The 13,927-nt window shown below is 69.4% G+C and carries 10 protein-coding genes; 2 read left to right on the top strand and 8 right to left on the bottom strand.

All coding sequences use genetic code 11. The annotated features are described in order from the left end of the window. Positions 1-297: 297 nt before the first annotated feature. The 6 genes from H565_RS0111450 to H565_RS0111425 all read right to left on the bottom strand — a co-directional run bounded on the left by H565_RS0111450 (position 298) and on the right by H565_RS0111425 (position 7,444). Entirely contained in the window at positions 298-486 is a 189-nt protein-coding gene (locus tag H565_RS0111450; protein WP_027461159.1) for a MarR family transcriptional regulator, read from the bottom strand. A gap of 228 nt (positions 487-714) precedes the next feature. Continuing rightward, positions 715-2,262 carry a lysine--tRNA ligase gene (gene lysS / locus H565_RS0111445; RefSeq protein WP_027461158.1) on the bottom strand — a complete coding sequence of 516 codons (1,548 nt, stop codon included), beginning with the start codon at positions 2,260-2,262 and terminating at the stop codon, positions 715-717. A 114-nt stretch (positions 2,263-2,376) separates the two neighbouring features. Further along, positions 2,377-2,865: a GreA/GreB family elongation factor gene (locus H565_RS0111440; RefSeq protein ID WP_027461157.1), complete on the bottom strand. Its 489-nt coding sequence runs from the start codon at positions 2,863-2,865 to the stop codon at positions 2,377-2,379. 112 nt (positions 2,866-2,977) lie between these two features. Next, positions 2,978-4,123, bottom strand: coding sequence for an MFS transporter (locus tag H565_RS0111435; RefSeq protein ID WP_245576218.1), 1,146 nt, complete (start codon positions 4,121-4,123; stop codon positions 2,978-2,980). A 43-nt stretch (positions 4,124-4,166) separates the two neighbouring features. After that, entirely contained in the window at positions 4,167-5,102 is a 936-nt protein-coding gene (locus H565_RS0111430) for a hypothetical protein (RefSeq protein WP_245576217.1), read from the bottom strand. A gap of 53 nt (positions 5,103-5,155) precedes the next feature. Then, positions 5,156-7,444, bottom strand: a complete 2,289-nt coding sequence (locus H565_RS0111425) for an endonuclease MutS2 (protein WP_027461154.1) — start codon at positions 7,442-7,444, stop codon at positions 5,156-5,158. 265 nt (positions 7,445-7,709) lie between these two features. Between H565_RS0111425 and H565_RS0111420 the strand changes: the two genes are divergently transcribed. Further along, positions 7,710-10,544, top strand: coding sequence for a DNA methyltransferase (locus tag H565_RS0111420; RefSeq protein WP_034409312.1), 2,835 nt, complete (start codon positions 7,710-7,712; stop codon positions 10,542-10,544). On the opposite strand, the gene H565_RS0111415 is transcribed toward H565_RS0111420, so the two are convergent. Further along, positions 10,541-11,329 (bottom strand): glucose 1-dehydrogenase, encoded by a 789-nt coding sequence (locus H565_RS0111415; protein WP_034409376.1) that lies wholly within the window; start codon positions 11,327-11,329, stop codon positions 10,541-10,543. The genes H565_RS0111420 and H565_RS0111415 overlap by 4 nt on opposite strands. Positions 11,330-11,441: 112 nt before the next feature. On the opposite strand from H565_RS0111415, the gene H565_RS0111410 reads away from it, so the two are divergent. Beyond that, on the top strand, positions 11,442-12,185 hold the full coding sequence (locus H565_RS0111410) for an RluA family pseudouridine synthase (protein WP_027461151.1): 744 nt from the start codon (positions 11,442-11,444) through the stop codon (positions 12,183-12,185). An 11-nt stretch (positions 12,186-12,196) separates the two neighbouring features. Here H565_RS0111410 and H565_RS0111405 read toward each other — a convergent pair whose 3' ends face one another. Next, entirely contained in the window at positions 12,197-13,894 is a 1,698-nt protein-coding gene (locus H565_RS0111405) for a VanW family protein (protein WP_027461150.1), read from the bottom strand. Between the last annotated feature and the right edge of the window lie 33 nt (positions 13,895-13,927).

The following is a 13,927-nucleotide window of genomic DNA, read 5'->3' as shown; positions in this document are numbered from 1 at the left end:
GGGGCGGCCTGACGCCCCCCTTTGCGGACAGGACACCGCAAATGTGGTCGTCCGACCTTCCCCTGGTCAAGCAGGAAAAGCCCATGGTGTACCCTTCTCCTGAGCCGAGTCTCTACTCGAAACCGTCCAAACTTTGGGGCCAGCCCAGTCCGCTTGGCCTGACTGGGGCACCCTCGCTCGTCAGGTTCGCCAGAAATTCGTCGGCTGGGTGCCGCTTTTCGAGCTTGAAAGAGAGCGAGAGCAGATTTTAGTCGTCTGGGACGAGAACCAGCACTATGCCGCGTAAACTGAAAGATGTCAGTCGACCAACCCCGCCTCCATCAGCTCGGTGACAATGGAGCTGATGGCGCTACGCGACAGCCCCAGTTCGCGGGCCAGGTCCACCCGCGCCCGGTCCCCCTGCCACAACCGCCCCAGCAGCAGCAGCGTATGCCGCGCCCGAATGGCGGCCAGGTCGAGGGGAGCAGGAGAATCACTGAGTGTCACGGCCTCTCCTCAGGAAGAGCAGCGAAACGGTGCCCCACGGGCGTGGGCAGTGAGCAACGGACGAGATGAGGCGTCCATGGTGCGCTTCGCCCATTTTGTTTGTCAAATGAACCAATCAACTGGAGGGGAAATAGCGCCCCCACGCCCCCCGAAGGCTCCAAAAGCCGCGGGGAACCGGCGGCCCGTCGGCCACAGGTTCCCCTTCTTGTTCCCCTCCTTGAAGAAAGCTCAGCTCGGTGAGGCCGCGCTGTTCGCCTCGCCCTTGGAGGTGCCCTCCGGGCGCAGCAGCGGAAAGAGCAGCACGTCACGGATGGAGTCCGAATCGGTGAGCAGCATGGCCAGGCGGTCGATGCCCATGCCCATTCCGGCGGCGGGGGGCATGCCGTATTCCAGCGCGAGCAAGAAGTCCTCATCTTGCTCGTGGGCCTCGTCGTCCCCGGCGTCCCGCCTCTGCGACTGCGCCTCAAACCGGGCGCGCTGTTCGAGGGGGTCATTGAGTTCGGAGTAGATGGGCGCGAGTTCGAAGCCCGCCACAAAGAGGTCCGCCCGCTCCGCGAGGCCGGGGCGCGAGCGGTGGGCCTTGACCAGGGGGCTGATGGCGAGGGGCACGTCGGTCACGAAGGTGGGGTTCACGAGCGTGTGCTCGACGTAGTGCCCGAAGAGCTTGTCGAGCAGCTTGTAATCGGGGACCTTGCGCAGTTCGGGATGCTGCGCGTCCGTCCACTCGCGCAACCGGGCGAGGTCGGTGGGGTCAAAGTCCAGGCCTGCCGCCTCCTTGAGGGCGGTCACGAAATCCAGCCGCCGGAAGGGCAGGCTAAAGTCGATGTCGTGCCCCCCGTAACTCAGGCGGGGTTCGCCCCTCACCTCGGTGACGAGGGCATGCAGCAGCTCCTCGACGAGCCGCATCATGTCCTCGTAGTCGCCATAGGCGAAATACGCCTCCAGCATGGTGAACTCTGGGTTGTGGGTGCGGTCGATGCCCTCGTTGCGGTAGTTGCGCCCAATCTCGTAGACCCGCTCGAAGCCGCCGACGAGCAGCCGCTTGAGGTACAGCTCCAGGCTGATGCGCAGGCTGAAGTCGTGCGCCAAGGCGTTGTGGTGGGTGCGGAAGGGCCGGGCCTCGGTGCCGCCGGGCACGACCTGGAGGGTGGGGCCTTCCACCTCCATAAAGCCGCGGGCATCGAGAAACTGCCGGATAAAGCGAATCGCCCGCGAGCGCACCCGGAACGCCTCGCGCCGTTCGGGATTGACGATGAGGTCGAGGTAACGCCGCCGCGCCCGCAGCTCCTCGTCTTGCAGGCCGTGAAACTTGCTGGGCAGGGGATGCAGGCTCTTAACCAGGGGCTGCCAGGAGGTCACCCGGAGAGTCAGTTGCCCGGTTTTGGTGACGAAGGGAAAGCCCGTGACCCCGATGATGTCACCGAGGTCGAGCTTCTTCGTGGCGTCAAAGGCGGCGGTGTCCGCCTTGGAAAAGTGCAGTTGCAACCGTCCGAACTCGTCTTGCAGGTCGGCAAAGGCCGCCTTGCCCATGTGCCGCAGCAGGGTCACCCGGCCCGCGAGGGCATAGGTCTCCTCCGGCCACTCCTGCCCCGGCTCAAGCGTCTCGGCGGGGTGCGCCGCCAGCACGTCGCGGGCATGGTGGGTGCGGGGGTAGCTGTAGGGATGCGCGGCAAAGCCCGCCTCCTGCAGGGCACGCAGGTTGTTCAGGCGGCTGATGGTCTGTTCGTGCAGGCCCTCACGGGCGGGAGAATCCGGTGCAGGGGCGGGGTCCGACATGGGGGCGAGAGTAGCAGAAAGGCCGCCGGGAACAGGGAAGCGCCCGCCCAAACGAGCGGGGTGGGGACGCCGCATTCCGTCCCCACCCAGGCAAGCTGAGAGCTGACCGCTCCCTCAATACTCGATGCTCTGCACCCGGTACTTGACCTGCTTGCCGCTTTCGAGGTTCACCACGAAGGTTTCGCCCTTTTTGCGGCCCATCAGCTCCTTGCCGACCGGGCTGTCCTCAGAGATGCGGGGCAGGCTGCCGCCGAGCACCGTCGCTTCGGGAGCGCTCACGACCTGCACGCGCATGTCTTTTTTGGTGGCCTCGTTGCTGAGGGTCACGATGGCACCGAGTTCGACGCGGCCATCGTTTTCGTGGTCCTCGATGATCGAAGCGCGGGCGAGGGTCTCTTCGAGTTCCTCGATGCGGGCTTCGATGGCCATCTTCTCGCGCTTGGCGTCTTCGAGGCCGGTGTCTTCGGTGTCGGCGCTCGTCTCCATCTGCTCTTGCAGGATGCGGGTGGCTTCATTGAGCCGAGCTTGTTCTTGGGCGAGGGTGCGCTGAAGGCGCTCGTAGCCTTCGCGGGTGAGTTTGACCTGCCGGGGTGCCTGAACCACTGGGAACCTCCGCTGTGGGGGGATGCGTGATGTCGAAAAGAACGTGGGATTTCTGAGAAGTCGCCCGGCATTCTGCCACAGGCCTGCGACAGCGGCAATGCGGGCTGCCTCATCAGGGGGCGGGCACCGTCAGAGAGCGTGCCGAAACCCGCGCCGCGAGCACGACCGCCCCGGTCAAGAGCAGCCCCAGCCCCGCGAGCGCGAGCGGCACCGCCCCCGCCCCCAACGCGGCGACGAGCGCTCCCAGCCCCGCCGGAGCCAGCACGCCGCCCGCTGACCCCGCCACGAGCAGGTAAGGCACCTGCCGGGCGGGCAGCAGCGAAGCCGTCCAAGCGAGGGTCGTGCCGAAGACGGGTCCGAGGCTGAAGCCCGCGAGCACGTAGGCAGCGGGGGCGAGGAGAGGCACGGTGGCCGCCAGCGCCGCCAGGGTCGTGAGCAGGGCCGCCAGCAGCACCAGCCGCGCCGGGGCGACTCGGCCCCCCGCCACGCCAGTCAGCACCCGCCCCAGCGTCAGCCCGCCCCAGTACCCGCTGAGGATGAGCGCAGGGGCCGCAAAGCCCACCCCCGCCAGATGCCGGGCCAGCCACGCCCCGAAGCCGACCTCTAGCCCCACGTACAGCCCCAGCACGAGCGCAAACAAGCCCAGCAGCGGCCCCGGTCGGGCGGCCGGGGTTCCGGCGGCGGGGGGCCGCAACCCCGGCACCCCCCAGAGGCGGGTGGCCAGGACCGTGAGCAGGGCGAGGCCCGCCACCACCACAAAGGGCCAGGCGAGGGACGCACCCCCCAGCCCCAGCACCAGCAGCGGCGCGAGGATGCTCCCCACCCCGAACACCGCATTGACAAGGTTCGCAGCGCGGGTGCCCAAGCTTGCATAGGCAGCGTTAATCGCAGCGCTGATGGTTCCCAGCCCCAGCCCTCCCAGCAGCGCTCCGCCCACCGCGAGCAGCCAGGTGGGGGCCAGAGCCACCGCCAACACGCCCAACGCGAGAATCAGCGCCCCGGCCACGGTCACCGCCCGCACGCTCACGCGCCCCAGCGCCAGCCCGACGAGCGGCGGCGCCGTCGCCGACCCCAGGAAGTGGGCGCTCGCCACCCAGCCCACGGTGGCCGCCCCGACCCCATAGCGCTCCTGAAAGAGGGGAAAGGCGGCCCCATACATCGCCTGCAACACGCCGAGGGTCAGGAAAGCGACCGCCCCCGGCGCGAGGAGGGCGGCAGTCAGACGGGGCGGGGCGGAGGGGGCGGACACGGCGCTCATCGGTGGGGGAGCGTAGCACGTGCCCCGCCCGGAAAAAGGGGGATTACTTGGGCAGGGTCACCAGGCTGACCAGCCAGCGGCCCTGGCCGTCCGCGGTCCACTGGTAGCCCACCGACGGTCCGACCAGGCTGGGCAGCGCGGGCAGACGCAGCAGCAGGTCGCCCCGCAGGGTGGTCACGTCGCTTTGCCAGGCATGCGAGAGCCGGGTGCGGACGGCCCCCACCCCAAAGGCGGCGTCGCCCGGCAGGCGGTAGGTCGCCCCCGCATTCGTCTCGTTGTAGCGGGCCAGGCCAAAGGCGGGCACCGCCACCGCGCCCGTCACGAAGCGCTCGAAGTGGGTCGCGTCCAGGGTCAGACCCGGCAACGGCGACGCATTCAGCACGGCCACCGCGTCCACACTGCCCTGCGCGTCCCGCTGCACTGGGAAGGCAAAGAGCCGCGCTGCCCCGCCCAGATACGTGTTGACCCCCCCGAAGCTCCGGCTATAGCCCGCCGTGCCCTCGGTCTGGGTGTAGGGGACGCCCTCCCCCGCCACAAAGGCCACCCCCACATTGCCCAAGAGCCGCGCCCGGTTCTCCCAGAGCAGGTGCGCGTACCCCGCCGAGAACTTTGTCAGGTGGCCCCCGCCCTGGATGAGGCCCCCGTATTGCAGCCCCCCAGAGGGGTCGTGGGTGACCTCCAGCCGGGGCACGTTGTAAAAGACGCCCGCCGCGAGGGTGGTGTCGTTGATGCGGGTGCTGACGCCCACATCCCAATAGGTCGGTGCTTTCACCACCGACACCCGGACATCCTGCGCCATCAGCAGCGGAAAGGCCCGCACCCCATACCCCGCCTCGGTGGAAATCACGAGTTCGGTGCTCGCAAAGCGCGAGAGGTAGTTGGGCGGCACTGACAAGCCCAGGAAGGAGGAGGTCTGGGCCGCAGCGGTTCCGGCAACCAGGAGGCCCAGGGCGGCGAGGCGGGAAGGCAGCGACTTCACCCCCCCAGTTTGCCCCTTTCCGGCTGGCGGAAGTCTGACGGGCGGGGTGCCCCTCAGCGCTTGATGTTCACAATCGTGACCCCGTGCCCGCCCTGGTTGGCCTCCGCGTCGTGAAAGGACTCGACCCGCTTGTCGGTCTTGAGATAATCGCGCAGCAGCCGCCGCAGCACCCCCTGCCCCTTGCCGTGCACGACCCGCAGCGGGCTTTCCTTAAGGGCGTGGGCTTCTCCGATGGCGGCCCGCAGTTCCTCGACGGCTTCCTCGACGCCCAGGCCGCGCAGTTGCAGCTCGTTCTCAAAGCGGCTGGGGGCGGTTCCGGCAAAGGTGGGGCGCGGAGCCTTGACGGTGGGTTCGGGCTGGAGGCGCACGTCGCGGCGCTTGACGCCCACCTTCATCACGCCGAGCTGCACGACGAGGTCGTCGCCGCGCATCTCCAGCACCTGCCCCTGCGCCCCGTAGGCGGGCACGTCCACCCGGCTACCCACCCGGATGGGGTCGCCGCGCTCCTCGCGGGGGGTGGGGGGGGCGGGGCGTGCCCGCTGGGCGGCGGTGCGCAGCTCGCGCAGCTCCTGCATGACGCGGGGGCGAGCGCTGTCTTCCTGAGCGCGGGCACGCAGGCTGCGGACGCGCTCGATGGCGTCGGCATAGAGCGTTTCGGCTTTCTGGGCGGCTTCGGCCAGCATCTCGTTTCGCCGCGCTTCCAGCGTCTCGCGCGCTTGCTGGGCGCGGCTCCGCTCGGCCTCCGCCTCACGGCGGGCGGTCGCGGCTCGCTCCAGCTCGGCGGCGAGGTCGGCCCGCTCGCGCTCCAGGCCTTCCAACATCCGCTCCATGAGACCCGCGTCCGGTCCCAGCAGTTCTTCGGCCCGCGCCAGCACCTCCCCCGGCAACCCCATCCGCCGGGCGATGGCGAGGGCGTAGGAACGGCCCGGTTGCCCCACCTGCAAGACATAGGTGGGACGAAGGTCCGTCAGGTCAAAGCCCATCGAGGCGTTCTTGAGGCCCGGTGTCTCCAGCGCAAAGAGCTTGAGGGGCGAGAGGTGCGAGGTGATGACCCCCCGCGCGTCCTGCGCGAGCAGCGTCTCAATCAGGGCTTGGGCGAGGGCCGCCCCCTCTTCGGGGTCGGTGCCGCTACCCAGCTCGTCGATGAGGACCAGGGTATCGGGGGCCGCGTGCCGCAGCACAAAGCGCAAATGCTTGAGGTGTGAGGCGAAGGTGCTCAGGCTCGCTTCGATGCTCTGTTCGTCCCCGATGTCGACGAGCACGTCGCGGACCACAGGTAGCCGCGCCGAAGCCGCCGCCACGTACATCCCACACTGGTGCATCAGGACGGCGAGGCCCAGCGTCTTGAGGGTGGCCGTCTTGCCGCCCATGTTTGGCCCGGTGATGAGCAGCAGCTTGGTCTCGCCGAGGGCCAGGTCATTGGGCACCGGGTTCTCGATGAGGGGATGCCGCGCTTCGCGCAGGTCGTAGGAGTGGTCCGCCGAGCGTTCGGGGCGGTTGAGCCGCCAGTCGCGGGCCAGGCGCGCCTTGGCCGCAATCAGGTCGAGTTCGCCCACCGTCGCGAGGGTCATCGGAACTTCGGCGTCCCCCGCGAGCAGGCCCGACAGCTCGGTCAGGATGCGCCGCACCTCGGCTTCCTCGTCGAGGAGGAGGCGGGCGAGTTCGTTGTTCAGCGGGGTGATGGCCGCTGGCTCGACAAAGTAGGTCTGCCCCGATGCCGAAGCGTCCACGATGATGCCCTGAACCTGCCCCACCCGGCTCGCCTGTACGGGCAGCACGTAGCGGTCGCGGCGGATGGTGACGATGTGCTCTTGGAGAACGTCCGCCCACTTTTCCAGGGTGGCCGTCACTCGGTCGCGGATGCGCGCGCGCAGCGGCTCGATGCGGCGGCGCAGGTCGCGCAGGCGGTGCGAGGCGTCGTCGCGCACCCCGCCGTCACGGTCGAGGGCCGTCAGCACGCGGCGCACGAGTTCGGAGTGCTCGCCCAGCCCCAGCGCCACCTCACGCAGCGGGCCACGCGAGTTGGTGTGGATGGCCCGCTTCACGGTCATCGCCCCGTCGAGAGAATAGGCCGCTTGCAGCAGCTCCTGTCCCGCCAGCACCCGCCCTTCCCCTGCCCGCGCATGCAGCTCGCGGATGTCCTGAATCCCGCCGAGGCTGAGGCTCACGCCAAAAAGGGCGTCTTCCACCTCATCGAGTTCGCGGGCGATGCGCTCCGGGTCATCCGAGGGCACGGTGGCCCGCGCCCGCTCCGCGCCCAGCGACGTGGCGCAGCGCTCCGAGAGGGCGTCGCGAATCCGGGGAAAGTCGAGGGCATTCAGGGCGCGGGCGTCAAACGGCATGTCGGGGAGGAGCATAACAACGGCGGCGGCGCAGGAACGTGGGCACTGTGGCTTAGGGCGGGGAGCAGGACGTGGGAAGTGGGGAGTGGGTCGTGGTGGGGGCCTGGACACGCAGAGCTTGCGGCGGAACTCTGGCTCTTCTCGGCCCCTGTCTCCCGGCACGGTGTCTCCGCCCTCGGCACCCTGCTGGCCTGCACGCCGCCCCCCCCATTCCCATCACTTGCGCCCCTCCCCGACCCGCCGGGATGAGAGACTGCCGGGGCACATGCTCACCTGGAACGAGATTCGCACCCGCGCCGCCCAGTTTGCCGGGCGCTGGGGGACGGCCACGCAGGAGAACGCCGAGGCCCAGACCTTTTGGAACGAGTTTTTGCAGGTGTTTGGCATAGACCGCCGCCGGGTGGCCGCCTTTGAGCGCAAGGTGAGGGGCCTAGAGAAGGGCAGCGGGCGGGGCCGCATCGACCTGCTGTGGCCGGGCCTCTTTATGGCCGAGCACAAAAGCAAGGGCCGCGACCTGGAGGCCGCCACCGCCCAGGCCCTGGACTACGTGGCGGCCCTAGAAGCCCACGAGCGCCCGCAGTGGGTGGCCGTGTCGGACTTCGGGCAGATTCGCTTGCAGGAGGTGGCCTCTGCAGAAGCCTGGCAGTTTCCTCTCGCCGAGCTGCCCCAGCAGGTCGAGCGCTTCGCCTTCCTGATAGGCAAGCAGCTGCGGCACGGGCGCGAGGCCGACCCGGTCAATGTTCGGGCGGCGGGGCAGATGGGCAAGCTGCACGGCCTGCTGGAGGCCAGCGGCTATACCGGGCACGCCCTGGAAGTGCTGCTCGTGCGGCTGCTCTTTTTGCTGTTTGGCGATGATACGGGCCTGTGGGACGAGCGCGGCCTCTTTTATGACCTGCTGGCCGACCACACCCGTTCGGACGGCGAGGATACCGGAGCGCTGCTGGCGCGGCTGTTTCAGGTGCTCGACACGCCGCCAGAGCGCCGCCAGGCCAACCTCCCCCAGTGGCTCGCGGCCTTTCCGTACGTCAACGGCGAGCTGTTTCGCGAGCGCATCGACCTCGCCGATTTCTCGCCGGGGATGCGCCAGATTCTGCTGGAGGCCTGCACGCTCGATTGGGGCGCGGTGTCGCCCGCCATCTTCGGCTCGATGTTCCAGGCGGTCATGGACGAGCGCGAGCGGCGCAACCTGGGGGCGCACTACACCTCGGAGGCGAACATCCTCAAGGTGCTGGGGCCGCTCTTTCTCGACGAGCTGCGAGGGCGGCGCGAGGCCGCCAGGGGCAGCAAGGCAAAGCTGCAAGCCTTCTTGGACCTCTTGCCCCGGCTGCGTTTTCTTGACCCGGCGTGCGGTTCCGGGAACTTCTTGCTGCTGGCCTACCGCGAGCTGCGGCGGCTAGAGCTGGACGCCCTCGCCGAGCTGTTTCGCGAGCGGCTGGCGGGCGGGCAACAGGTCCTCGACATCGCCAGCCAAATCAAGGTCAATGTTGGGCAGTTTTACGGCATCGAGTACGACGAGTTTCCGGCGCAGATTGCCCGCGTCGCCATGTGGCTGGCCGACCATCAGGCCAACATTGAAGCCAGCCGCACCCTGGGGCAGAACTTCGTCAACCTGCCGCTTACGCAAGCCGCCCACATCCGGCACGGCGACGCCCTAGAAACCGACTGGGCCGAGCACCTCAACCTAGAGCGGGACGCGCCCCAGCTCGCCCGCCTGTACATCGTCGGCAACCCGCCCTTTGTGGGGGGCAAAAAGATGAGCGCCGCCCAGCGTGCCTATGTGGTCCGCGAGCTGGGCGGGGTGAGGGATGCCGGAGTGCTCGATTACGTGGCCGCCTGGTACGTGCGGGCCGCCCGGCTGATGCAAGCCGTCCGCCGCGACTTTCCGCACCTGCGGGTGGCCACCGCCCTCGTCAGCACCAACTCGGTGACCCAGGGCGAGCAGGTGGCCCCACTGTGGGGCAGCGTGCTGGGGCAATACGGCCAGACCATCACCGCCGCCCACCGCACCTTCAAATGGTCCAACGACGCCCCCGGACAGGCCGCCGTGCACTGCGTCACCGTGCAGTTCGAGCCGAGCGCCCAAGCCGGCCCAGGCCCGCGCCGCCTCTTTACCTACGCCAGCCCCACCGCCGCCCCGCTGGAGGTCCGCGCCGGGCACATCACCCCCTACCTCACCGACGGCCCGCCCGTCATCGTCCGCAAAGCTGGGCAGCCCCTGCGCAGCGGCGTGCCCCCCATCCACTTTGGCAACATGCCCCTCGACGGCGGGCACCTGCTGCTGACCGAACAGGAGCGGGCCGAGCTGCTGGCCAAAGAACCCGCCGCCGCCCCCTTCATTCGGCCCCTCCTCGACGCCCAGGATTACCTCAACGGCGGCACCCGCTACTGCCTGTGGCTGGAGGGGGCTGAACCTGCCGACCTCGCCCGGCTGCCAGAGGTCCGCCAGCGCATCGAAGCGGTGAGGCAGTGGCGGCTGTCGAGCACACGAGAACAGACGCGCAAAAAGGCCGCAACGCCCGCCCTGTTCGGCGAAAATCGGCACCCAGAAGGTCAATACCTTGTCATTCCCGGCTTCAGCAGCGAGCGGCGCGAATACATCCCCATCGGGTATCTCGATTCCGGCACGGTGGTCAATAACAAGCTCTACATGGTGCCGAACGCCGACCTGTACACCTTTGGGATTGTCCAATCGCGGCTGCATATGGACTGGATGCGCTACGTAGGTGGTCGACTTGAGAGTCGCTACAGCTACACGAAAGACATTGTGTACAACACGTTCCCCTGGCCGGACCGCTCGGCGCTGAAGCCCGCGCAGGTGAGGGCGGTCGAGAAAGCCGCCCAGCAGGTGCTGGAGGCCCGCGCCCGGTACCCGCGCAGCACGCTGGCGCAGTTGTACGATCCCATCCTCATGCCCGCCGAGCTGCGGGCGGCACATGCGGCGCTGGACCGGGCGGTCGAGGCGCTTTATGGCCTCAGGGGGAGCAGCACGGAGGCCGAGCGCCTGGCCCTGCTGCTGGGCAAGTACCAAGAGCTGGCCCCGACGCTAGAGAGCCAGGGCCAGCCGCGCCCGCCGGGGCGGGGGCGGAGAAAGCGGGCCTAGAGCACCGCCCAGCCCCCATCTGCCGGGATGATGGCTCCGTTGATGAAGCGCGACTCGTCGGAGGCCAGAAAAAGGACGAGCTGCGCGATGTCGGTGCTCTCCAGATAGGCCGGAATAAGCGCTGCAAACGCCCCGGCGCGGGCGGCTCCGGCGGGGTCGAGGCGGTCTTGCGGCATCGTCTCGGTGATGTTGGTCTTGGTGGCACCGGGGCAGATGGCGTTGCAGCGAAGGCCGCGCTGGGCGTACATCCAAGCGGTCGAGCGGGTCAGGCCGACCAGACCATGCTTGGAGGTGGTATAGGCGGCACCCGCCGCGCCCCCACTGAGCGCGGCGGTCGAAGCGATGTTGATGATAGAGCCGCTGCCCTGCCCCAGCATCTGCCGAACGGCGCGGCGGCTGGTGTACATCGGGCCGTGCAGGTTGATCGCCAGCACCCGCGTCCACACCTCGTCCGTGAGTTCGCCCACGCCCGCCATGTCGTCCATCACCCCGGCATTGTTGACCAGCACGTCGAGCCGTCCGTAAGTCGAGACGGCGAGGTCAATGAGCGCTTCGGCATACGCTTGCTCGGAGATGTCCCCCTGCGAGGGCGTGACCTCGCCGCCCGCCGCGCGCAGCTCCTCGGCAGCGGTTTGCAGCCGCTCGGCGTTCCAGTCGGCAGCCACCACCTTCGCGCCCTCCCGCGTCAAGAGCTGCGCCGTCGCCAACCCGATGCCAGAGGCCGCGCCCGTCACGACGGCGACCTTGTCTTGGAGGCGTGCTTGGAAGCGGTCTTGTGCGTGCATCCGCATCCCTCCTCTGCGGGGGCGTCACCCGGAAGACCTTGCCCCCGTCCGCTTCAGCGTACGCCTCCCCTTTCCCCTTCCCCGCGAGGTCCCCTCTGCTAGCCTGCTCGCCGTGACCGCCCGCGCTCCCCTGCTGCCGCCCACCGAAAAGCCGCGGGTGCTGGTCGAGCACCCCGACTTTTACGTCGTGCACAAACCCGCGCTGTGGCTGACCCATCCGGTGCGGGCGCGGGTCGACGTGCCCGACGTCTTGAGCTTTATGCGCGCCGAGACGGGCGAGCCGGACCTCGCCCCCCCGCACCGCCTCGACCGCGAGACGAGCGGCACCCAACTGCTTTCGCGGGACGCGGACGCGGCGCGGCGTTTTTTTACCCTGTTCAAAGAGCACCTCGTCGGCAAGACGTACTGGGCCATCGTGCACGGGTCGCCCCCCTGGGAGCGGACCACGCTGGACGCACCCCTCGGTGACCTGGGGCTGGGGGGCGGCAACCGCATCGTCATTCGGCAGGCCGTTGTGCCGGATGGCAAGCCCGCCGTGACCGACTTCCGAGTCCTGGAGCGCCGGGGGGCCTTGACCCTGCTGGAGGCGTACCCGCGTTCGGGGCGGCTGCACCAAATCCGTGCCCACCTCGCACACCTGGGCCTGCCGATGGTGGGCGACAAAATCTACGGGCGCGACCCGCAAGCCTTTCTCGATTTCATGGAGGAAGGCCAGACGCCCGAACTCACCCGGCGACTGCTGCTGCCCCGGCAAGCGCTGCACGCGGCCCGCATCGCCTTTCCCTGGGCGAGCACCCAGTTCGCGGCAGAAGCGCCCCTCGCGCCGGATTTGCGGGCGTTCTGGGCGGAGCTGTAGGGGGAGGGGGCCTACCTCGGCCCCACCTCGTACACCGCTCGCCACGGCTGGTAGCTCGTCTTGGTCTGGTCGGTGCGGGTGCCCGACGCGTCGCGGATGGTCCGCGTGATGGAGAGGTCGTAGCCATCTTTGGCCCAGTCCACCTGCCGAACCGCACCGGGGGCAAGCTGCGGGTTGACGACGTACTGCGCGGGCGGGTGCGGGGTGTAGCGGTGGATGACAGCGGGGCTGACGGTGACCGTGCGCGGGGGCTTGATGCCCCACACCTGCACTTCCAGGCGGCTGTTGGCGTCGTCGTTCTTGGTGGCGATAAAGAGGGGGCCATTCGTGTCGTTTTTGAGCCGCAGGTCGAGGCCGGGGTCGTACACGGCAGCCTCAAAGCCCACCTCCGGCTCGTAGTAGCCCACCCGGTAGGAATGCTGGTGCCGCTCCAGCACGGGCAGGCCCGCCCGGTACAGCGCCCGGAAAGCGGTCGTCGAGACCTGACACACGCCCCCGCCCAGGCCCTCCACCGTGCGGCCCCCGCTGATAATCAGACCGCCCACGAAGCCGTTCTCCGGGGTGATGCCGCCCACCGCCGAGAGAAAGCTGAACTCGCCGCCCTGGGGCACCACGTAGCCGTGAAGCTTCTGGGCGGCCACCGCCACGTTGACCCGGCGCTCGCGGCTGCTGCCGTGGTAGGTGCTGGTGCCCGACGCAATGAGTTCGAGCTGCTCCGGAATGGGCAGGTCGGCGAGGCGCAGGGTGGGGCGGCTGGGCTTGGACGCCAACACCACCGAGGTGACGGCGGGGTCGAGCACGGCCTCGCGGAAGGCGGCGTAGGCGACCTGGCGGTCGGTGACGCGGCCCGCCTGCTCCCGCACCTTCACGAGCTGGCCGCCCTCCAGCCGAAAGCGGGCATTTTGCGCGGGGCGGTCTACGGCGTCCGTCAGGCGGTCAAAGGCGGCCCGCAGGGTCTTCTCGTCGGGTTCGATGCCGCGCTCGCGGACCCAGTAGAGGTCTGCGACCTGCAGGGCGGTCAGCGTCCCCCTGCTGTCCGTGCCCTGCAACGTCACGGTGAGGGGCCGCATCAGGCGGTTGCCGCGCTCGACATGGGGCCGGAGTTGCGCGGCGGTGGCGCGGGCGGGCCACTCGGTCACGGGCAGGAGCAGGCGCGTGCGGCTGGGGTCGGCGGCATAGGCGCGGGCGGCGGCGGCGGCATTGGGGCGGCGGCCCGGCTGGTCGGGCTTGAGGGCGTAGCGGCGGGCCACCTTGTCGAAAAAGATGACGGCGTCTCGCGGCTGGGCGGCGAGGTCACGGGTGAGGGCTTCGAGGGCCGCCCGCGCCCGTGCCTCGTCGGCCCGCGCCGCTAAGGGCAGCTCCTGGGTGGGGGCCTGACCCATCCACCCGCGCACCCTCTGCCACAGGTCGCGCTCGCCCGACACCCGCACCGCCGCCGCGACGCTTGCGTCCAGGTCGGGCTGCCAGCCCAGGCGGGTCGCGGGGAGGGTCCAGGTCCGTTCTGCGGCCTGCACCGTTACCTGCGGCACCGCCGGGGGCCGGTCGGCCAGCCGGGCGCGGGCTTCGGCGGGCGTGAGGCCCCCGACGGGCACGCCCCCCACCGAGAGGCCCGGCGCGAGACGGCCCGCATCCCCGGCGGCCAGACCCATAGCGAGCGCGCCGCCCAGCAAGGCGGCGGCGGAAACGGCGATGGCGTACCCCCTCTTCACGCGGCCAGTGTAGCGGCGGGGGCCGCCGGGGGG

Origin of the sequence: Deinococcus murrayi DSM 11303 (genome assembly GCF_000482805.1) — a bacterium.
GTDB lineage: Bacteria > Deinococcota > Deinococci > Deinococcales > Deinococcaceae > Deinococcus > Deinococcus murrayi.
This window is presented reverse-complemented; position numbering and strand designations above follow the sequence as displayed.

Coding starts and splice junctions, on each gene's coding strand:
- H565_RS0111420 (WP_034409312.1), top strand. CDS start 7,710: ATGCTCACCTGGAACGAGATTCGCACCCGCGCCGCCCAGTTTGCCGGG.
- H565_RS0111425 (WP_027461154.1), bottom strand. CDS start 7,444: ATGCCGTTTGACGCCCGCGCCCTGAATGCCCTCGACTTTCCCCGGATT.
- H565_RS0111435 (WP_245576218.1), bottom strand. CDS start 4,123: ATGAGCGCCGTGTCCGCCCCCTCCGCCCCGCCCCGTCTGACTGCCGCC.
- lysS (WP_027461158.1), bottom strand. CDS start 2,262: ATGTCGGACCCCGCCCCTGCACCGGATTCTCCCGCCCGTGAGGGCCTG.
- H565_RS0111415 (WP_034409376.1), bottom strand. CDS start 11,329: ATGCACGCACAAGACCGCTTCCAAGCACGCCTCCAAGACAAGGTCGCC.